General features: G+C 67.0%; 17 protein-coding genes. 4 read left to right on the top strand and 13 right to left on the bottom strand.

Annotated features, from left to right (window positions below):
- Positions 1 to 27: 27 nt before the first annotated feature.
- The 12 genes from cysG to cobU all read right to left on the bottom strand — a co-directional run bounded on the left by cysG (position 28) and on the right by cobU (position 15486).
- Complete coding sequence (cysG, locus tag OE856_RS11945) at positions 28 to 1422, bottom strand: siroheme synthase CysG (protein ID WP_263716358.1); 1395 nt, start codon at positions 1420 to 1422, stop codon at positions 28 to 30.
- Between the two features lie 9 nt (positions 1423 to 1431).
- Entirely contained in the window at positions 1432 to 4062 is a 2631-nt protein-coding gene (locus tag OE856_RS11940) for a nitrate reductase (protein ID WP_263716357.1), read from the bottom strand.
- A complete protein-coding gene (nirD, locus tag OE856_RS11935; RefSeq protein ID WP_263716356.1) occupies positions 4062 to 4394 on the bottom strand; it encodes a nitrite reductase small subunit NirD in 333 nt (110 codons plus the stop codon). Before nirD ends, OE856_RS11940 begins: the two co-directional genes overlap by 1 nt.
- Positions 4391 to 6829 (bottom strand): nitrite reductase large subunit NirB, encoded by a 2439-nt coding sequence (gene nirB / locus OE856_RS11930; protein ID WP_263716355.1) that lies wholly within the window; start codon positions 6827 to 6829, stop codon positions 4391 to 4393. Before nirB ends, nirD begins: the two co-directional genes overlap by 4 nt.
- Before the next feature lie 4 nt (positions 6830 to 6833).
- Positions 6834 to 8519: an ABC transporter ATP-binding protein gene (locus OE856_RS11925; protein WP_263716354.1), complete on the bottom strand. Its 1686-nt coding sequence runs from the start codon at positions 8517 to 8519 to the stop codon at positions 6834 to 6836.
- Positions 8520 to 8524: 5 nt separating this feature from the next.
- Complete coding sequence (locus tag OE856_RS11920) at positions 8525 to 9610, bottom strand: ABC transporter permease (RefSeq protein ID WP_263716353.1); 1086 nt, start codon at positions 9608 to 9610, stop codon at positions 8525 to 8527.
- A gap of 63 nt (positions 9611 to 9673) precedes the next feature.
- Positions 9674 to 11041, bottom strand: a complete 1368-nt coding sequence (locus OE856_RS11915) for a CmpA/NrtA family ABC transporter substrate-binding protein (RefSeq protein ID WP_263716352.1) — start codon at positions 11039 to 11041, stop codon at positions 9674 to 9676.
- Between the two features lie 275 nt (positions 11042 to 11316).
- On the bottom strand, positions 11317 to 12492 hold the full coding sequence (locus OE856_RS11910; RefSeq protein ID WP_263716351.1) for an ABC transporter substrate-binding protein: 1176 nt from the start codon (positions 12490 to 12492) through the stop codon (positions 11317 to 11319).
- Positions 12489 to 13073 carry an ANTAR domain-containing response regulator gene (locus OE856_RS11905; RefSeq protein ID WP_263716350.1) on the bottom strand — a complete coding sequence of 195 codons (585 nt, stop codon included), beginning with the start codon at positions 13071 to 13073 and terminating at the stop codon, positions 12489 to 12491. Before OE856_RS11905 ends, OE856_RS11910 begins: the two co-directional genes overlap by 4 nt.
- A gap of 139 nt (positions 13074 to 13212) precedes the next feature.
- The gene (gene cobS, locus OE856_RS11900) at positions 13213 to 13962 is read right to left on the bottom strand and encodes an adenosylcobinamide-GDP ribazoletransferase (RefSeq protein ID WP_263716349.1); all 750 of its coding nucleotides are present in this window, start codon (positions 13960 to 13962) and stop codon (positions 13213 to 13215) included.
- A complete protein-coding gene (cobT, locus tag OE856_RS11895; protein ID WP_263716348.1) occupies positions 13959 to 14978 on the bottom strand; it encodes a nicotinate-nucleotide--dimethylbenzimidazole phosphoribosyltransferase in 1020 nt (339 codons plus the stop codon). The genes cobS and cobT overlap by 4 nt, the downstream gene beginning before the upstream one ends.
- Positions 14971 to 15486: a bifunctional adenosylcobinamide kinase/adenosylcobinamide-phosphate guanylyltransferase gene (gene cobU, locus OE856_RS11890; RefSeq protein WP_263716347.1), complete on the bottom strand. Its 516-nt coding sequence runs from the start codon at positions 15484 to 15486 to the stop codon at positions 14971 to 14973. Before cobU ends, cobT begins: the two co-directional genes overlap by 8 nt.
- Before the next feature lie 51 nt (positions 15487 to 15537).
- Here cobU and OE856_RS11885 point away from each other — a divergent pair, with 51 nt between their 5' ends.
- From OE856_RS11885 to cobD, 4 genes are read left to right on the top strand one after another with little or no spacing between them, the layout of a single operon-like run.
- Positions 15538 to 16104: a histidine phosphatase family protein gene (locus OE856_RS11885; RefSeq protein WP_263716346.1), complete on the top strand. Its 567-nt coding sequence runs from the start codon at positions 15538 to 15540 to the stop codon at positions 16102 to 16104.
- The gene (locus tag OE856_RS11880) at positions 16101 to 16928 is read left to right on the top strand and encodes a propanediol utilization protein (RefSeq protein ID WP_263716345.1); all 828 of its coding nucleotides are present in this window, start codon (positions 16101 to 16103) and stop codon (positions 16926 to 16928) included. Before OE856_RS11885 ends, OE856_RS11880 begins: the two co-directional genes overlap by 4 nt.
- Positions 16925 to 17866: an adenosylcobinamide-phosphate synthase CbiB gene (gene cbiB, locus OE856_RS11875; protein ID WP_263716344.1), complete on the top strand. Its 942-nt coding sequence runs from the start codon at positions 16925 to 16927 to the stop codon at positions 17864 to 17866. Before OE856_RS11880 ends, cbiB begins: the two co-directional genes overlap by 4 nt.
- A 12-nt stretch (positions 17867 to 17878) precedes the next feature.
- Complete coding sequence (cobD, locus tag OE856_RS11870) at positions 17879 to 18844, top strand: threonine-phosphate decarboxylase CobD (RefSeq protein ID WP_263716343.1); 966 nt, start codon at positions 17879 to 17881, stop codon at positions 18842 to 18844.
- Here cobD and OE856_RS11865 read toward each other — a convergent pair.
- Positions 18841 to 20286 (bottom strand): cobyric acid synthase, encoded by a 1446-nt coding sequence (locus OE856_RS11865; RefSeq protein WP_263716342.1) that lies wholly within the window; start codon positions 20284 to 20286, stop codon positions 18841 to 18843. The genes cobD and OE856_RS11865 overlap by 4 nt on opposite strands.
- Positions 20287 to 20374 lie beyond the last annotated feature (88 nt).

The raw sequence follows: 20374 nt of genomic DNA, 5'->3' as shown, positions 1-20374 counted from the left end.
GGTCGGACCTCGTCGATGCGTCACACATTATACCAGCCCGACCAAGTTACTGTCATGCTTTATCTGCGCCGCCTTGGGCCATGTGACCAGGATCATCGCGCAGCCGCTGACACCCCGCGCCGCAATCGTGTCGGCCAGCGCGCCCAGTTCACAGCGCAGGATTTCCTGCCCCGGCTTTGAAACCTCGGTCGCGATCATTACCGGAGCCTCGGCCCCCAGCCCCTGTGCGATCAGGCCGTCCTGAATCCGCCCGGCCTGCGCCACAGACATGTAATAGGCCAACGTCGTCCCGGGCCCGGCCAGTCGCGCGGCCTGGGGCAAGGGGTCTCCCTCGCGCGCCATCCCCGTCGCCAGAACCAGCGCATCAGAGACACCCCTTTCGGTCAGCGACATGCCAGCCGCCGCAGCCGCGGCAAAGGCCGCCGTCACACCCGGCACGATCTCGGCCTCGATCCCGGCATCGCGCGCGGCGTCCAGCTCTTCGGTGGCGCGGCCGAAAATGCCCGGATCACCTGATTTCAGCCGCACCACGCGCCGCCCCTTGCGGGCCTCGGCCACGATCAGCGCGTTGATCCGTTCCTGCGGCCAGGCAGAGGCACCCACGACCTTGCCCACGAACACCCGCTCGGCGTCGCGACGCGCCAACTCCAGAACCTCGGGGTCGACCAATCGGTCGTAAAAGATCACATCCGCCTCTTGCAGGCGCTGCACCGCGCGCAGCGTCAGCAGATCGCGCGCGCCCGGCCCCGCCCCGACCAGAGAGATCAGGCCATCGGCCCTGTCGCCCGGCGCGGCCCCGGCGGCCACGGCGTCCTTGATCAGGCGCGCGGCATCGCGTTCGGCACCACGCGTCCAGCTTTGGCGCGGCGCATCGCCAAACACCCAGCGCCAAAAGGCCCGGCGCCGTTCGCGGGGCACATGCGCCGAAACGCTGTCGCGCAGCCGCCCGGCCAGCGCGGCCAGACCGCCCAGATTGGGCGCCAGCATCTGTTCAATATCGGTCTTGATCTGGCGCGCCAGAACGGGCGCCGTTCCCTCGGTGCCGATCGCCACCACCACCGGGTCGCGATCGACCAGCGACGGCGTGGTCAGGTCGCACAGGTCGGGCCGGTCAACCACATTGACCGGGCAACCCGCCGCCTGTGCCAGGCCATGCAGCGCGGCATCCGCGCCCGCGCAGCCCGTGGCGATAAAGGCAAAGGCCGCATCGCGAAACAGATCGGGCGTGACTGGCCCGCCCACATGCCGCGCCCGCCCTTGGTGCACCAACGCGGCCAGCTCGGGGTCAAGCTCTGGCGCGGCGATAACCAGCTCGGCATCGGTCTTGAGTATCAGCCGCAGCTTTTGCGCCGCCTGCTCGCCCCCGCCGGCCACCACGACCTTGCGGCCCGTGGTGCGAATGAACATCGGAAAGCTTTTCATCCCTGCCTCCTATTGCGCGGCCTGGGGCGTGGCCGCCGGTAACAGCGCCGCAATCTCGGACCGGCAAGAGCCGCAATTGGTGCCCGCCCGCAGTGCCGCGCCCACCTGTTCGACAGAGATCAGGCCGCGCTCTTCGATGGCGGTCAGAATGGTGTTGATGCCCACATCGAAACAGGCGCACAGCACCGGCCCCGGATCGGGCAGATCGGCGGGCGCGCGCCCGGTCAGCACCTGCGGCGCGTCACTGCCCGGCAGCCCCGCCAGATAGTCGCGCATGACCGCCACCGGCTGGGGCGACACAAACAGCGCCGCCTGCAACCGCCCGCCCATGTGCAGCGCCAGACGCGCGGTGCCGCGCGCCGGATCGGTCAGCACCTGCATCTCGGCATCGGGCAGGCCAAAAATCTGCCGCGCGGTTTCTTCCCAATCCTCGGGCGCCTCATAGCCCGCCATCTCGGCGCGATAGCCGGCGCGGGTGCGCGCACGGGACCAATAGTCGCCCACGGGCCACAACTCGCCCGCCGAAACCGCAAAGCCATACCAGGCCGCCTGCATCCGGGTCACATCGACCACGCTGGCCTTGCTTTCGGGCTGACCCGATACCGGATCGGTGACCGGTGCCACCAGCAGGTTGATCCGTGCGGCGGGCGCGGTGTCGCCGGTCCAGTGCATCGGCGCAAAGACCTGCCCCGGACGCATCGCGGTGGAAATCCGCGCACGCAGCAAGGCCTGCCCACGGTCATTCGACAGGCGCACCAGATCGGCCGGGCCGATACCCAGACGCGCGGCATCCTCGGGGTGCAGATCGACGAAAGGCTCGGCCAGATGGGCCGACAGGCGCGGCGACAGAGCGGTGCGTGTCATCGTGTGCCACTGATCGCGGATGCGCCCGGTGTTCAGGCGAAAACCATGCCGCGGCCCGGGGTTTGAGACCGGCAGTCGCGGCGCAACCGCAATCATCCGGGCCTTGCCGTCGTCGTGGTAGAACGCACCATCAGCAAAAAAGCGACCGCCCTGCCGGGTGGTCGTCACGGGCCAGCGCACCGGTGCCATGGCGTCATAGGCGGTGTTGTCCAGATCGCTCAGGCCCGAGATGTCAAAATCGCGGCCCAATGATCCGGCGACACCCGACAGCGCGGCATATTCGCGAAAGATCTCGGCCGGGTGGCGATAGTCGAACGCCGCGCGCCAGCCCATGCGCCGCCCGACATCGGCGATGATGTCCCAGTCGTCGCGCGTGCCCTCGGGCGCGGGCAAGGCGCGGCGCTGGCGGCTGATCGTGCGGTCGGAATTCGTGACGGTGCCCGACTTTTCGGCCCAGGCCGTGGCCGGCAGAACCACATCCGCCAGCTGCGCCGTATCGCTGGCCAGGGTGATGTCCGATACCACGGTGAACGGGCAGGCCTTGATCGCCGCGCGCACCGCGCCCGCGTCGGGCATCGTCACGGCCGGGTTGGTGTGAATGATCCACAGCGCCCTGATCCGCCCGTCGCCCACGGCGCGAAACATGTCGACCGCCTTTAGCCCCGCCCCGGTCGGGATCGCGGGGCTTTGCCAATAGGCCTTTACGGCGGCGCGATGCATCGGGTTCTCCAGATCCAGATGACAGGCCAGCATGTTGGCCAGCCCGCCGACCTCGCGCCCGCCCATCGCGTTGGGCTGCCCGGTGACGGAAAACGGCCCCATGCCGGGTTTGCCGATCCGCCCCGTGGCCAGATGACAGTTCAGGATCGCATTCACCTTGTCGGTGCCCGAGCTGGATTGGTTGACGCCCTGGCTATAGATCGTGACCACCTTTTCCGCGCCGATCCACAGGTCGCAGAACTGGTCGATCTCTTGCGCGCTTAACCCCGTCATGGCGGGGTCAGAGGCCTGCGCGGCGGCAAGCGCGTCGTCAAACCCGGCGACATGGCGCAGGAAATCCGTATCAGTCGCCCCGGCGCGGTCGATCTGCGCCAACAGCGCATTGAACAGCGCCGCGTCACTGCCCGGCGCCAGCGCCAGGTGCAGATCGGCGATATCGCAGCTGGCGGTGCGGCGTGGATCAATCACGACCACCTGCAGACCCGGACGGCGCGACTTGGCCGCCAACAGGCGCTGATACAGCACCGGGTGGCACCACGCCAGGTTCGACCCGGTCAGCACAACCAGATCGGCCTCTTCCAGATCCTCATAGGTGCCCGGCACCGTGTCGGTGCCAAAGGCGCGGCGATGTCCGGCCACGGACGAGGCCATGCACAGCCGCGAATTGGTATCGATATTGGCCGAGCCGATGAACCCTTTCATCAGCTTGTTGGCGACATAGTAATCCTCTGTCAGCAACTGGCCCGAAACGTAAAAGGCCACGCTGTCGGGGCCGTGCTGGGCGATGGTCTGGCGAAACCGGTCGGCGACCAGGTCAAGCGCCACGTCCCAGTCGGCCGCCCGGCCGTCGATCACCGGATGCCGCAGACGCCCCTGCATCCCCAGCGTTTCGCCCAGCGCCGAGCCCTTGGAGCAGAGCCGCCCATAGTTCGCCGGATGGTCGGGGTCGCCCTTGACCGTCAGCCCGCCCTGGCCATCCGCGCGCAGCAACACCCCGCACCCGACCCCGCAATAGGGGCAGGTCGATCGGATATCGACATCACCGCCCCCATCCATCACGAGGCTCTCCGCAGTCCGACCGAGGCGCCATCAAGCAGGATCCGCCCCCCGTCCAGCCGCACCGGATAAACGTCGATCTGCCCCTCGTCGGCGCCCTGCGCCTGCCCGGTATTCAGATCGAACACCCAGTTATGCAGCGGGCAGGTCACCTTTTGCCCATGCACGATCCCCTCGGACAGCGGGCCGCCCTTGTGCGGGCAACTGTTCGAGGCGGCAAAGATTTCCTCGGGCGCCGTGCGAAACACCGCGATACAGCCCACCGGCGTTTTCACCATCCGCGCGCCGCGCAGGGGCACGTCGTCGATATGTCCGATGTCGATCCAGCTCATTCGGCGGCCTCCTGCATGAGATTGGCAATGGGGGAAAAGGCAGCGGCGGCTTTGGGCTGTGCCAGCTCGGCCCAGGGGTCTTTCTGATAGACCGATTGCGAGATCAGGAACCGCTCGATCAGCGCCTTGCGGTTGGCCTCGTCCTCGACCACCTGTTCCTTGACCCAGTCGAGCCCCACCTTGGCCACCCATTTATAGGGACGGTCCAGATACTTGGCGTTTTCACGATACAGCTGCATGAAGGCCATGGTCAGATCCATCACCTCCTGCTCGGTCGCGACATCGGCCAGACGCTCGGTTTCCTTCACATCCATGCCGGCGGCGCCGGCCACGCCGATCTGATAGCCGCTGTCAACGCAGACCACCCCGATATCCTTGCAGGTGGCCTCGGCGCAGTTGCGCGGGCAGCCCGACACGGCCAGCTTGACCTTGTGCGGCGTCCACGACCCCCACAGCGCCTTTTCCAGCTTGATGCCCAGCCCGGTGCTGTCTTGGGTGCCGAAGCGGCAGTGATCCTTGCCGACACAGGTTTTCACCGTGCGCAGGCCCTTGGAATAGGCATGGCCCGACACCATCCCCGCCGCATTCAGATCGGCCCAGATTGCGGGCAGGTCTTCGCCCCGAACGCCCAAGAGGTCGATCCGCTGGCCGCCGGTCACATGCACGGTGGGCACGTTGTATTTCTCGGCCGCATCGGCAATGGCGCGCAGCTCGGCCGGGGTGGTCATGCCGCCGAACATGCGCGGTACGACGCTATAGGTGCCATCCTTCTGGATGTTGGCGTGCTTGCGTTCGTTGATGAACCGCGACTGCGGATCATCGGCATATTCCAGCGGCCATTCGGCCAGCAGGTAATAGTTGATCGCCGGGCGGCAGACATGACAGCCATTGGGCGTTTTCCAACCCAGTTCCTGCCAGACGGCAGGCTGCGATTTCAGCTCTTGCGACTTGATCAGGCGGCGCACGTCCTCATGGGTCAGATCGGTGCAGCCGCAGACCGGCGTGGCCGTCGGCAGGACAAAATCGTCGCCCAGCGTCACCGCCAGCACTTGTTCAACCAGCCCGGTGCAGGTGCCGCAAGACGCGCTGGCCTTGGTCACGGCCCGGATCGCGCCCAAATCGGTGGCGCCGCCATTGATCGCCTCGACAATCGCGCCTTTGCACACGCCGTTACAGCCGCAAATCTCTGCCTCAGGCGGCAATGCTGCAACGGCTGACAGAGGGTCCGAGGCGCCCCCTCCCTGATAGGCGGGGCCAAAGATCAGCGTCTCGCGCATGTCCTGCACATCCGCGCCATCGCGGATCAGGCCAAAGAACCAGTTGGAGTCGGCCGTATCGCCATACATCACCGCCCCGACCAGTCGGCCGCCTTCCAGCACCAGGCGCTTGTAGACCCCGCGCGCGGGGTCGCGGAACACGATGTCCTCGCGGCCCTCGGCCTCGGCAAAATCGCCGGCGCTGAACAGATCGCAACCGGTGACCTTGAGCTTGGTCGACAGCTCCTTGGGCACGAATGCCGCATCCTGGCCCAGCAGATCGGCCGCCAGAACCTTGGCCTGATCATAAAGCGGCGCCACAAGGCCAAAGAGCTGGCCGTCGAATTCAACACATTCGCCCACGGCATAGATATCGGCGTCGGAACTGCGCATCCGGGCATCGACCTCGATGCCACGCGCCACCTCGATGCCCGCATCGGTGGCCAGACGGGTTTCGGGGCGGATGCCCACGGCCATGACCACCAGATCGGCCTGCAACCCGGTGCTGTCTTCCAGCATCACGCCTTCGACCCGATCAGACCCCAGGATCGCCGCCGTCGAGGCGCGGGTCATCACGGTGATGCCGCGGCGTTCCAGATCGCGGCGCAGCATATAGCCGGCAGCCTCGTCCAGCTGGCGGTCCATCAAATGAGCCGTCAGATGCAGAACGGTGACCTCCATCCCGCGCATCTGCAAGCCCGCCGCGGCCTCCAGCCCCAGCAGCCCGCCGCCGATCACCACCGCCTTGCCGCCCTTTTCCGAGGCCTCGATCATGGCGTTGGTATCGTCGAGATCACGATAGGTGATGACGCCGGGCAGATCCCTGCCCTGTACCGGAATGACAAACGGGGCCGAGCCGGTGGCGATGATCAGCTTGTCATACGCCACCTCACCCTGCTGGCCGACCACCACCTTGCGGTCGCGGTCGATCTTGACGACATGCTCGCCAAAGCGGCAGGTCACACCGTTCTCGGCATACCAGTCGTCGGAATGGGTAACGATATCCTCATAGGTCTTTTCGCCCGACAGAACCGGCGACAGCATGATGCGGTTGTAGTTCCCGCGCGGCTCGGCGTTGAACAGGGTGATGTCAAAGGCCGCCGGATCGGCATCAAGCAGATGCTCGATCACCCGGCCCGAAGCCATGCCCGCCCCGATAATCACAAGTTTCTGGGTCATCTCATCACTCCGCAGCTACGGCCGGCTTGGCCTGTGCCTGTGTCTTGGGTTTTGCGCCGTGTTCGTATTCCTCAAGGAAATCCAGAACCTCCTGGCGATACCGATAGTAATCGGGGTGCTCGAGCAGTGCCTTGCGGGTGCGCGGGCGCGGCAGGTCGACCTCGGTGATCTTGCCGATCGTGGCCTGCGGCCCGTTGGTCATCATCACCACCCGATCGGCCAGCAAGATCGCCTCGTCCACGTCATGGGTGACGCAGATCGCGGTGACCTTGGTGCGCGACCAGACCTCCATCAGCACCTCTTGCAGCTCCCACCGGGTGAGGCTGTCCAGCATCCCGAACGGCTCGTCCAGCAGCAGCAGCTTGGGCGACAGAGCAAAGGCCCGCGCGATGCCGACCCGCTGTTTCATGCCATTCGACATGGAATGCGCCGGGCGATCCATCGCATCGCCCAGACCGACGCGTTCGAGGTAGTATTCCACTACGTCCTGACGCTCGGCCCGGCTGGCGCGGGGATAGACCTTGTCGACCCCGATCGACACGTTTTCCTTGGCGGTCAGCCACGGAAACAGGTTGGGCGACTGGAATACCACCGCGCGTTCGGGATCGGCGCCCATCACGTGACGACCATCCAGCTTGATCGCCCCTTTCGAGATCGAGTTCAGCCCCGCCGCCATGGTCAGAACCGTCGATTTGCCACAGCCCGAATGGCCGATCAGGCTGATGAATTCGCCCCGGTTCACCTTGAGGTCGAAATCCTCGACCACCGTCAGCGGCCCCTTGGGCGTGGGATAGATCTTGTGCAGCTGCGAGAAATCCAGATAGCGCTCGTCGATCAGCCCGGCCTGGGCCTCGACCACCGCTGCCGGCACGCCGTGAATGGGCGTGACATCGGGCAGGATGCGGCTGCCCTCGCTGCGGGCATCGATACCGACGTCCATCAGGTAATTCGTCACCTGCGCGCGCAGGGCCTTGAACCCGTCGTGGTGGTTCATCTCGATCCGGTCGCGCGGGCGCGGGATATCGACGGCAAAGGCCTCGCCCAAGGTGCCGTCGGGGTTCAGCGGGATGATCCGGTCGGCCAGGATGATCGCCTCATCCACGTCGTTGGTGATCAGAACGCAGGTCTTCTTGTCGGCCTCCCAGATATGTTCGATCTCGTCGGCCAGGTTCGCCCGCGTCAGCGCATCCAGCGCCGAAAGCGGTTCGTCCAGCAACAGAACCTCGGGGTTCATCGCCAGCGCCCGCGCCACGTTCACCCGCTGGCGCATCCCGCCCGACAGCTCGGCCGGGCGACGCGTCGCGGCGTGGCTCAGCCCCACCATCTTGACGTAATGGGCGACCTTGGCCGCGCGTTCCGCCTTGGGCAGGCCCGGAAAGATCGTATCGACCGCCAGCCCTACATTGCCCGCCACCGTCAGCCACGGCATCAGCGAGTAGTTCTGAAAGATCACACCGCGCTCGGGGCCGGGGCCGGTGATCGGCTTGCCGCGAAAGGTGACCTCGCCCCGGCTGGGCTGATCCAGCCCCGCCATCAGGTTGATCAGCGTCGTCTTGCCGGTGCCGGAAAAGCCCAGCAGAACCAGGAACTCGCCCTCTTGCACATCGAGGTTGATGTTCTTCAGCACATGGTGGGTATGGACACCCTCACCATAGCTTTTGCTGACATTCTTGAAGGAAATCATGGCCATGGCGATCACCGGTTATTCGTGAAGGTGAACAGCGACTGCAGCGCATACATCACGCGATCCAGCAGGAAGCCGATGATCCCGATGGTGAACACCGCCACCATGATCTTGGCCAGAGAGCTGGACGAGCCGTTCTGGAATTCGTCCCAGACGAACTTGCCCAGGCCCGGGTTCTGCGCCAGCATCTCGGCCGCGATCAGCACCATCCAGCCCACGCCCAACGACAGGCGCAGCCCGGTAAAGATCAGCGGCAGCGCCGAGGGCAGCACCAGCTTGGTGATCTTGGTGCGGGTGTTCATCTTCAACACCTTCGACACGCTGATCAGATCCTTGTCGATCGAGGCCACGCCCAGCGCCGTGTTGATCAGCGTCGGCCACAGCGAACACAGCGTCACCGTGATGGCCGAGATCAGGAACGACTTGGCGAAAAGACCCTCGTTGGTGGCATAAAGCGCCGAGACAACCATCGTCACGATCGGCAGCCAGGCCAGTGGCGAGACCGGCTTGAAGATCTGCACCAGCGGGTTGATCGCGGCATTCGCGTTGGGCGACAGGCCGGCCAGAATGCCCAGCGGCACCGCCACCAGCGTCGCGATCAGAAAGCCAAAGAACACCGTCTTGATCGAGGTCCAGATCTGTTCGTAATAGCTGGGCGCGCCGGTAAAGGCGACCTGCTTGGCCTCGTCGGCGCGGCCCGCCGCGATCAGCTTGGCGTTGCGCTTGTCGACCATCTCTTCGAACTTGGCCTTCTTATCCGCCTTGGCCTCGGCATCGGCATGCAGGTTCACGACCTCTTCCCAGACCTGCGCCGGACCGGGCACCGCCCCCAGCGAGGTCTGCACCTTGGGCGCCAGCGCGCCCCAGGCCAGCAGGAAAAGGCAGATCGCCAGAACCGGCACGCCCAGCAGGCGCCAGATTTCCTTGGCCTGCGCGCGCGGGTTGTCGCCGGCGGCGGCTTTCAGAACCGGGGTCAGCCAGGCCAGACCCAGCACGGTGAACCAGCGGTCCGCCTTGTTGATCCGGGTAAACATGCGGGCGCGGCGCTGTTCGCGGGCCTCGGCATCATTCAGGGCGTCAGAGTCGATCGCAGCCATGTTCCTGTTCCTTCCATCTGGGGTCTGACGGGCCGCCCACAGGGGCGTGGGCGGCCCGGCGGGTTAGCCCTGAACCTCGTTTCCAACCACGGTCTGCGCGCCTTTCAGGCCGATCGGCAGACTGTCGAGATAGGCGTTGGGTTGGGTGCCATCGAAGGGGATGCCGTCGATCACGTCTTCGGCCGGGGTGGCGGGTTTGTAGCCATTGCTGTCGAACGGAAAGTCCGCCTCATCGGCCAGGCCTTCCTCGACCAGCAGGCGCGCGGCCTCGAGATAGATCTCGGGCTTGTAGACCGACTTGGCCACCTCGTCATACCAGCTGTCGGGCTTGGCCTCGGCGATCTGGCCCCAGCGGCGCATCTGGGTCAGGTACCAGACCGCATCCGAATAGTAGGGATAGGTGGCGTTATAGCGGAAGAACACGTTGAAATCGGGCACCTCGCGCTTGTCGCCCTTTTCATATTCGAACGTGCCGGTCATCGAGTTGGCGATCACCTCGTAATCGGCCCCCACATATTCGGGACGCGACAGGATCTCGACCGCCGCCGGACGGTTGGCGTTGTCGTTTTCATCCAGCCACATGGCGGCACGGATCAGCGCCTTGGTGACGGCCAGCGTGGTCTGCGGGTTTTCCTCGGCGAACTCGGCGGTGATACCGAACACTTTTTCGGGGTTGTTCTTCCACAGCTCGTAATCGGTGATCACCGGCACGCCGATGCCCTTGAACACGGCGGCCTGGTTCCACGGCTCGCCCACGCAATAGCCGTTGATCGTGCCCGCCTCTAGCGTGGCCGGCATCTGCGGCGGCGGCGTCACCGACAACAGAACATCGGCGCCGATCTGGCCGGTGATGTTCTCGGGGCTGTAATAGCCGGGGTTGATGCCACCGGCGGCCAGCCAATAGCGCAGTTCGTAGTTATGGGTCGAAACCGGAAACACCATGCCCATGTTGAAGCTTTTGCCCTGGGCGCTGAATTCGTCGATCACGGGCTTCAGCGCGGCGGCGCTGATCGGGTGCTGCGGGCGGCCATCCTCCATCGAGGGAATATGCGGGCGCATCATGTCCCAGACCTCGTTCGACACGGTGATGCCGTTGCCGTTCAGATCCATCGAAAAGGGCGTGATGATATGGGCTTCGGTGCCGAAACCGATGGTCGCGGCCAGCGGCTGACCGGCCAGCATATGCGCGCCGTCCAGCTGCCCCGAGATCACGCCATCCAGCAGCACCTTCCAGTTGGCCTGGGCTTCCAGCGTGACGAACAGGCCCTCGTCCAGGAAATAGCCCTGTTCATAGGCCACGGCCAGCGGGGCCATGTCGGTCAGCTTGATGAAACCGAATGTCAGCTCGTCTTTCTCAAGCTCCAGCGCCTGGGCGATGCCCGGGCTGACAAGGGCGGTGGTGGCGGCAAGGCCAAGCAGGATCTTTCTCACGGGTCGTTCCCCTTTTTCCTGGGCCCGGACAGGGTGAGGAGGGTCCGGGCAAAAACAAAAAAGCCGCTGACAATCCCCGCATGATGCGAGGTGTCGAGCGGCTTTGCTCTGATCCCAATCTTTGGGAGATGTCCGGCCCGTGGCGCCATTGCCCCGAGCCCGTTGATCTGATCATGCCCCGCGGCGGGCGGGCGTTTCAAAGGATTATTGGCGCGCCGAACAAGAAATGCCGCATTGCAGCGGATCGATTGCTGCGCTTGCACATTCTTTGTGCATCACCCGGCACAAGGCTCAAAGACTCGGCCATCAAAGAACGCATCACGGCACAGAAACAGCCGCCCTGATTCCGATGGCACGGCCAGATCCATGTCCAGCGCGCCCTCGACCTTGCTGGAGGCCCCCGGCAGATCGGCCCCGATCGGCGCCAGTGCGGCGCGGTGCAGATCGCTGCGGAACGTATCGCGCGCCAGCCGCGCGGCGGCGGCCCGGTCCAGCCCGGTGCGCGCGGCCAGTTGCGCCCCGATCCATTCGGCCTGGCTGCGCCACGGGAAACTGGCGGCCCCGGCGTGAAATTCCAAAAACCGGGGCACCTCGCGCTCTTCGCCCTCGGGGGAAATCACCAGCCGCCCGGTCAGCGCGCGCTCGATGATTTCGGGGGCAAGATCCAGATAGGCCGGTCGGCTGAGCAACTCGGCCGCAAGGGTCAGCGATGACGGCTGGGCCAGCCACCGCCCCGCGCGCCAGACCGCCCGGATCAGGCGATCGCGCAGCTCTGCCTCGGCCTCGGCCCAGTCCGACCGCACCGCCAATACCTTTTCCGGCGCAAAAGCCCAGATCGCAGCGCCCGGCAACAACAGATGCCCGTCGCCGTTTTCAACCGCCTTCGACCCCCACGGCTCGCCCACGCAAAAGGCGTCGATCTCGCCCGCCTTGATCGCCTCGGCCATCAGCGGCGGCGGCACGGTGCGGATCTCGACACCCTGCGGCGCCGGCAGACCCAGGGCCGTCAGCCAATAGAACAACAGCTCGGAATGCATCGAAAACGGAAACGGCACGCCGATGCGCAACCCACGCCCCGCCTCGGCGATCAGCGCCCGCCCGGCCTTGGCCGCGTCAAGAAAATCAAAGTCGTGCCCCGCCGCGCGCAATCGTTGCGCCAGCGCGGTGCTGACCCCGATCACATTGCCATTCACCGACAGCACTGACAGCACCGACAACGGCACGCCCACACCGCCCAGCCCCATGGCCGCGGCCACAGGCACCGGCGACAGCATATGCGCCGCCTCGACATGACCAAAACACAGCAGATCGCGCAGCGACGACCAGGACGGCGCCCGCCGCAGGTTCAGCGCGATGCCCTCCTCGGCGGCGAACCCGATTTCCTGCGCCACGATCAGCGCGGCGGAATCGACCAGAGGCATGAAACCCACGTTCAGCGTCGCCGCCTTCATGACAGCAACCCCGCCGCCGTGACCAGCGCCGCCGCAACCTCTGGCACGCGCTTGCCGGTATCCATCGCGGTGCGCCGCAACAGGGCATAGGCCTCGTCCTCGCCGATGCCGCGCGCCTTCATCAACATGCCCTTGGCGCGATCAATGACCTTGCGTTCCTCAAGCGCGCGCTTGGTTTCGGCCAGTTCCGTGCGCATCCGTTGAAACATGCGAAACCGCGCGATGGCCGCATCCAGGATCGGCTTGATCCGCTGCGGCTGCATGCCATCGACCACATAGGCCGACACGCCCGCCTCGATCGCCGCCGCCGACAGCCCCTCGGCCGAGCGATCGACAAACATCGCCACCGCGCGCTCTTGCGGCCCCGAGGCCAGGGCCAGTTCCTCAAGCATATCGCGCGACGGGTTTTCGAGGTCGATCAACACCACATCGGGATTGCGCCGCTGGATTTGCCGCGCCAGCCCGGTGGCCTCGGCAATGACGTGAATGTCATAGTCGCCGGCCTCGCGCAGACTGTCGACGATCTGCAACGCCCGATCCCGGTCGGGTTCGACAACTATGATGGACATGGCTCCAGACATGACGCCAGCCAGAGCATCGCGGCGGGGAATGTAAAGAGGGCGCATTCGCAGTTGCAGCATCGGCGCGCAAACTGCCCAAATATCAGTCATCCGGGCAGGATTCTGATCAATCCGCGATCTGAACCTGCGCGGGGCACCCCTAGACCAACACCAGCAGCGCCAGCCAGCCTGCCACCTCAGAGAGTTGCTGGATCGCGCCCAGAACGTCGCCGGTCTGGCCGCCGATTTGCCGCATCGCGAACAGCGCGACCAAGGCCCCCGCCGCCAGCACCACCAGCGCCAGCACCAAACCGCCCGCGCCCAACAGCGCGACCATTCCCGCCAGGCCCGCGATCAGCGCCACCGCGATCCCGACCGGGCGCACCTGCGCCGCCGACCGGCCCAAACCGTCGTCGCGCGCCGGCGGCAGCACCGCCAGCCACAGCGCCAGCCCCGCCCGGCTGACCATCGCCAACCCGATCAGCGCAGGCACCACCAGATGCGGCGTCGCCAGTTCGGCCATGGCCGCAACACGCAGCCCGACCACGATTAACAACGCCAGCACGCCATAGCTGCCAATCCGGCTGTCACGCATGATCTCCAGCTTGCGCGCGCGGTCACGGCCGCCGCAGCCATCGGCCAGATCGGCCAGACCGTCTTCGTGCATCCCGCCGGTGGCCAACATCGCCACGGCAACCGCCAACAGCGCCGCCACCATCACCGGCAGACCCAGCACCGCAGCCCCCGCAAACCCCATCGCCGACAGCCCGCCGACCAGAAACCCCGCCAGCGGCCAAGCCCAGGCAGAGGCGCCCATGCCCGGCGCGGTGCCCGGGATCCGCCCGGCAGGCAATCGCGTCAGCAACATGACCGCGATCTGGGCCTCGGCCAGACGGGCGCGCAGGCTCATGCCTCGGACACCCCGGCCTCGCCAAAGGTCGCCATGCCGTTGTGGCAGGCCAGCGCCGAACGCAGAATGCCCAGCGCCAGCGCCGCGCCCGAGCCTTCGCCCAGCCGCATGTCGAACGCCAGGATCGCCTGCTTGCCCATCGCCTCCAGCAACAGGCGATGGCCCGGCTCGGCGCTGACATGACCGACCATGCAGTGATCAAGCAGCCGCGGGTCGGCAGCATAGAGCGGCGCCACCGCGGCGGTGCAGATGAACCCATCCAGCACCACCGGCACACGCGCCGCGCGCGCGGCAAGAACGGCACCACAGATCGCCGCCTGCTCGCGCCCGCCCAGCGCTGCCAGAACCGTCATGCCCGAGCTGTCCGCATGCCGCGCCAACCCGCGCGTGATCGCGTCGATCTTGCGCGCCAGCCCCTCCGTATCAGATCCGGTGCCCGGTCCGACCCAGGCCGCAACATCACCCCCGAACACGGCAGCGGCCAGCGCGGCGGCAACCGTCGAATTGCCAATGCCCATCTCGCCCACGATCAGAACATCGGCCGAGGTGTCGACCGACTCGGCGCCGATATTCATCGCCTCGATCGTCTCGGCCTCAGTCATCGCGGGGCCCTGGGTGAAATCGGCGGTGGGCGATGCAAGGTTCAACGGCACCACCGACAGCTCTGCCCCGTTGGCGCGGCACAGCTGGTTGATCGCCGCCCCGCCAGCCTGAAAGTTCGCCACCATCTGGGCGGTGACCTCTTGCGGATAGGGGTTCACACCCTGCGCACAGATGCCGTGATTGCCCGCGAAAACCAGCGCCTGCGCGGTGTCGATTTGTGGCCGCGCGGTGCCACGCCAGCCGGCCATGAACTCGGCCAGTTCTTCCAGCCGGCCCAGCGATCCGGGCGGCTTGGTCAACACGTTCTGCCGGGCGCGCGCGGCCTCGGCTGACTGGGCATCGACGGTCGGCAAGGCATCTGCAAGCGCCGGAATTTCGGCCAGATTGGCAAAGCGGGGCAGCGTATCAAGCATGGGGTTTCACCTTTAGCGGAAGGCCGCAAACGGCCAGTGTTACTTCGTCGGAAATCGCCGCAACCCTTTGATTCAAAAGGCCTGCCGCATCCCGAAACGCCCGAGCAAGCGCATTCTCGGGCACGATGCCCGCCCCCACCTCGTTGGTGACCAGAACCACCGGAGAAGACAGCGCGGGCAGCGCCTCGATCAACACGTCGATCTCGGCCCGCCAGTCGCGTTCGGCCAGCATCAGGTTGGTCAGCCACAGCGTCAGGCAATCAACCAACCGAGGCCCGCCGCCATCGGTTTCGCGCAAAGTTTGAACTAAGTTCAAATGCTCTTGCACCACCTGCCATTCCGGGCCCCGGCGCGCCTGATGGGTGGCGACACGATCGGCCATTTCAGCATCCAAAACCTGCGCGGTCGCGACATAGATCGCGGGCGATCCCAGCGCCAGAACACGGGCCTCGGCCAGCGCGCTTTTGCCCGAACGGGCACCCCCGGTGATCAGTATCGTCTTGCTCATGGCGCGACGAAAAAGCAGATATGGGCGTCGATGGAAAGGGGCTTGTCACCGATGCCGGACACCACGACGACCAATCTGATGCTGATCCGGCATGCCCCGGTGATGGGCGACGGGCGCGCCTATGGGCGGCGCGATCTGCCCGCCGATTGCAGCGATTCAAGGACGTTTACGGCCCTGCGCGACCGCCTGCCCGCCCCCGATCGGATCGTCGCCAGCCCGGCCCTGCGCTGCCTGCAAACCGCCGCGAGAATCTGGCCCGACCGCGTGCCCGAGACCCTGCCCGCGCTATGGGAACAGGACCTGGGCGCCTGGGAAGACCAGCCCTATGATTCCCTGCCCGACCTTGGCCCGATGACCCGCGAGGCCCTGGCCACGCATTGCCCGCCCGGCGGCGAAAGCTTTGCCGATCTCTGCGCTCGCACCATCCCCGCGCTGCGTGCCCTAGCCACCGGCGGCGACATCGCCGTGGTCGCCCATGCCGGCACCATCCGCGCCGCGTTGGCCATGGCGACCGGCACCGTCCCCGGCGCGCTAAGCTTTGAGATCGCGCCGCTGTCGCTGACCCGGATCACCTTTTTGCCCGGCGACGGGTTCGTCATCCGCGAGGTCTCTGGGTGATTGCCCCGCGCGCATCACATCTGCGGATCAACGGCCATTTCGGAGAGCTGATCCAGGGCCGCATGGGGCCGCATGGGCCGGTGGCGCTGATCTCGCTGCCCTGCCCGGAACTGGCGATGCGGGTCAGCGCGCGACCGGCGCGCGGCCTGTCCCTGCTGGCCCGGCCCCGGCTGATCGGCCCGTCCGATCTGCGGCGGTTGTTCGACCTGATCGGCGCGCCGCCTCGCGGCCGGTTCGTGCTGCACGCCGATATGCCGCCCGGTGGCGGCGCGGGGGCCTCGACGGCGGCGCTGGTGGCACTGGCCCGCGCGGCGGCACCGGGCATCGACGCCCAGACACTGGCCCGCGCCTGCCTAACGATCGAGGGCGCGACCGACCCGCTGATGTTCCCCTGCCCCGAGCGGCTGCTCTGGGCCTCACGCCGCGCGCAGGTGCTTGGCACCCTGCCGCCCCTGCCCCGGTTCACAGTGCTGGGCGGATTCCACGGCCCCGCCCACCGCACCGATCCGACAGACGCCGATTTCGCCGATATCGCCGACCTGCTGCCCAACTGGCACGCGGCGGCGCAGGACGCGAACCTGCCCCGCCTAGCCGCGCTGGCCAGCCAATCGGCCCGACGCAACATCGCCCTGCGCGGCCCCGGCAATGACCCGACCGCAGACCTGGCCCGCAGCCTTAGCGCACTGGGATGGGTCATGGCCCATACCGGATCGGCGCGCGGGCTGATCTTTGCGCCCGGCGCCGTGCCACCCCATGGCCGCAATCAACTGCGCGAGGCCGGTTTCACCCGCCTCCTGCAATTCGACGCGGGAGGCGCGCGATGAACTGGCCCGCCGCGATGATCATCGCCCTGGCGCTGGATGCGCTGATCGGCTGGCCCGCGCCGCTTTATGCGCACATCGGCCACCCGGTGACCTGGCTTGGCGCGCTGATCGCGCGGCTTGAGGCCCGCAACAACCACCCCGATGACAGCCCCGCCCAGCAGTTCGGCGCCGGGCTGACCGCCAGCCTGACGGTGATCGCGGCTGCCTCGGGCACGGGGCTGGTGCTGATGACGCTGTTGCCCGGCGGCTGGCCGGGCACAATCCTGACCGGGCTGCTGGCCTGGCCGTTGGTCGCGGCGCGGTCGATGTATACCCACGTGGCCGACGTGGCCCGCCCCCTTGGCGCGGGCGACCTGCCCGGCGCGCGACAGGCGGTGTCGATGATCGTCGGGCGCGACCCGGCCGCGCTGGATCAGGCCGGGGTGGCCCGTGCCGCGCTGGAAAGCCTGGCCGAGAACAGCTCGGACGGGATTGTGGCGCCGCTGTTCTGGGGGGCGGTTGCCGGCCTGCCGGGCATCGCGGCCTACAAGGCGATCAACACGCTGGATTCGATGATCGGTCACCGGTCCGACCGGTATGAATATTTCGGCAAGGCCGCGGCGCGGATCGACGACGCGGTCAACCTGATCCCGGCGCGGCTGACGGGGCTGCTGTTCGCGCTGGCCTCGCCCCGCCCGCTGACCGCGTTGCGGTCGATCCTGCGCGACGCGCGCCACCACCGATCGCCCAATGCCGGCTGGCCCGAGGCCGCAATGGCCGGCGCCCTGCACCTGCGCCTGTCGGGGCCGCGCAGCTATGGCGACCGGGTCTCGCCTGAGCCCTGGGTGAATGCCGACGCCCCCGATCCCGGCCCCGCCGACCTGCGGCGCGGGCTGCGGCTTTACCTGCGGATGCTGGTTGCGCTGGCGGCGGTGCTTGGGCTATGGGCGCTGACCTAAAGGGGGCGGGCCATGCGCGATCACGGCGGGAATATCGACAAAGCCATGCAGCAGTTCGGCGGAGACCCCGCCGACTGGATCGACCTGTCGACCGGCATCAACCGGGCGCCCTACCCGGTGCCCGCACTGCCCGATCACGCCTGGCGCGCCCTGCCCACACGGGCCGACATGGCCGCGCTCAGCAACGCCGCCGCGCGGGCCTATGACAGCCCCGCCGCCATTCTGCCGCTGCCCGGCGCGCAGGCCGCGATCCAGATGATCCCGCGCCTGTTGCCGCCCGGACAGGCCCGGGTGCTGGCGCCCACCTACAACGAACATGCCGCCAGCCTGCGCGCCGCCGGCTGGCAGGTGACCGAGGTCGCGGCGGTCAGCGATCTGCCGGGCGCCGACCTGGCGGTGATCGTCAACCCCAACAACCCCGACGGCCGCGAAACCACCCCTGCCGACCTGCTGGCACTGGCCGGTCAGGTAGGCACGCTGATCGTCGATGAAAGCTTTGCCGACCCCCGCCCCGACCTCTCGGTCGCGCCCCATGCCGGCACCCGGCGCGGCCTGTTCGTGCTGCGATCCTTTGGCAAGTTCTATGGGCTGGCCGGGCTGCGGCTGGGCTTTGCCCTGGGTCACCCCGACGACATCGCGCCCATGGCCGAACTGGCCGGGCCCTGGCCGATCTGCGGGGCGGCGGTCGAAATCGGGCAACGCGCGCTGGCCGATCGCAACTGGGCCACCACCACCACCAGCCGCCTGCGCGCCGAGGCCGCCCGCCTTGACAACATCGCCCTTCGCGCGGGGTGGGCGCTGATCGGCGGCACCGAGCTCTTTCGCCTCTATCACACCCCAAACGCCGAAGAGGCCCAAACCCGCCTGGCCCGCGCCCATATCTGGACCCGCACCTTTCCCTGGTCCGACCACCTGATCCGCCTTGGCCTGCCCGGCCCCAAGCCCGAATGGACCCGCATCGCACAGGCGCTGAGCTAACGCGCCAGCGCCAACAGGCCCGCGACGTCCAGATGGGTCTCCATGTGATCGGCCAGCGCATCCAGCGTCTGCTCGACGACCGCGCCATAGCGCACCGGCCCGGCCTCGACGCCCAGCCCGCGCAGGAATGCCGCGCGGAACGCATCATCGGCGAACAACCCGTGCAGATAGCTGCCCATGATCCGCCCGTCGGGTGACACGGCCCCCTCGGGCTGGCCATCGACATGCGCGAAAGGCCGCGCACGGGCCGGACCATCGGTGCGACCGATGTGGATCTCATAGCCCTGCATCGGCACACCCGTCGCGGCATGCACCGCCGTCACGCGGGTCAGCCGTTTGTCGGCGCGCATCTCAGTCTCGACATCAAGCAAGCCCAGCCCCGGCGTATCCCCCGCCGCCCCTTCCAGCCCGTCCGGGTCGCGGATCGCATGGCCCAGCATCTGGTAACCGCCGCAAATGCCCAGCACATGCCCGCCCCTTCGCACATGCGCCGCCAGATCCACGTCCCAGCCCTGCGCCCGCAGAAATGCCAGATCACCGCGCGTCGACTTGCTGCCCGGCAGGATCACCAGATCGGCGTCGCCCGGAATGGGCTCGCCCGGCGCCACCAGCGTCAGATCAACACCCGGCTCTTGCGCCAGCGGATCCAGATCATCGAAATTCGCGATCCGCGACAGCGCCAGACAGGCCACGCGAAAGCCCTCTCCCCGCGACCGCCGCGGCAAATCCAGCGCATCCTCGGCCGGCAACCGGTTCGCGTCAGCGAAAAACGGCAGCACGCCAAAACCAGGCCAGCCCGTCCGCTGCGCAATCAGCGCATAGCCATCCTCAAAGAGGCTTACATCCCCGCGAAACTTGTTGATCACGAACCCGGCAATCTGCGCATTGTCGGACGGGTCCAGCACGGCTTGCGTACCAACCATCTGAGCTATCACCCCGCCCCGGTCGATATCACCCGCCAACACGACTGGCACACCGGCGGCACAGGCAAAGCCCATATTCGCGATATCCCCCGACCGCAGGTTCACCTCGGCCGGGCTGCCCGCTCCCTCGACGATCACCAGGTCATGCGCGGCCTGCAAGCGATGAAAACTCTCTAGCACCCGGCCCAGCAGCTGGGGTTTGAGGCGCGCATAATCCCGCGCCCGCGTCGTGGTCAGAACCTTGCCCTGCACCACGACCTGTGCCCCCGTATCGCTCTCGGGCTTCAACAGAACCGGGTTCATATCGGTATGCGGCTCCAACCCGCAGGCCAGCGCCTGCAACGCCTGCGCCCGCCCGATCTCGCCGCCATCCCCTGTCACGGCGGCATTGTTCGACATATTCTGCGGCTTGAACGGCGCCACCGACAGCCCCCGCCGCCGCGCGGCACGGCACAACCCGGCCACCAGCAACGACTTGCCTACATTCGAGCCCGCTCCCTGGATCATCAACGCCGGCATCACTCCCTCCCTGTCGCACGGCGATTGCACCTGCGGGAGCCTCCGGCGGAGGTATTTTTCGCCAATATGAAAGACCAGGCACATCGGC

It is taken from the genome of Actibacterium sp. XHP0104, from assembly GCF_025751515.1.
Taxonomy (GTDB): Bacteria; Pseudomonadota; Alphaproteobacteria; order Rhodobacterales; family Rhodobacteraceae; genus Actibacterium_D.
This window is presented reverse-complemented; position numbering and strand designations above follow the sequence as displayed.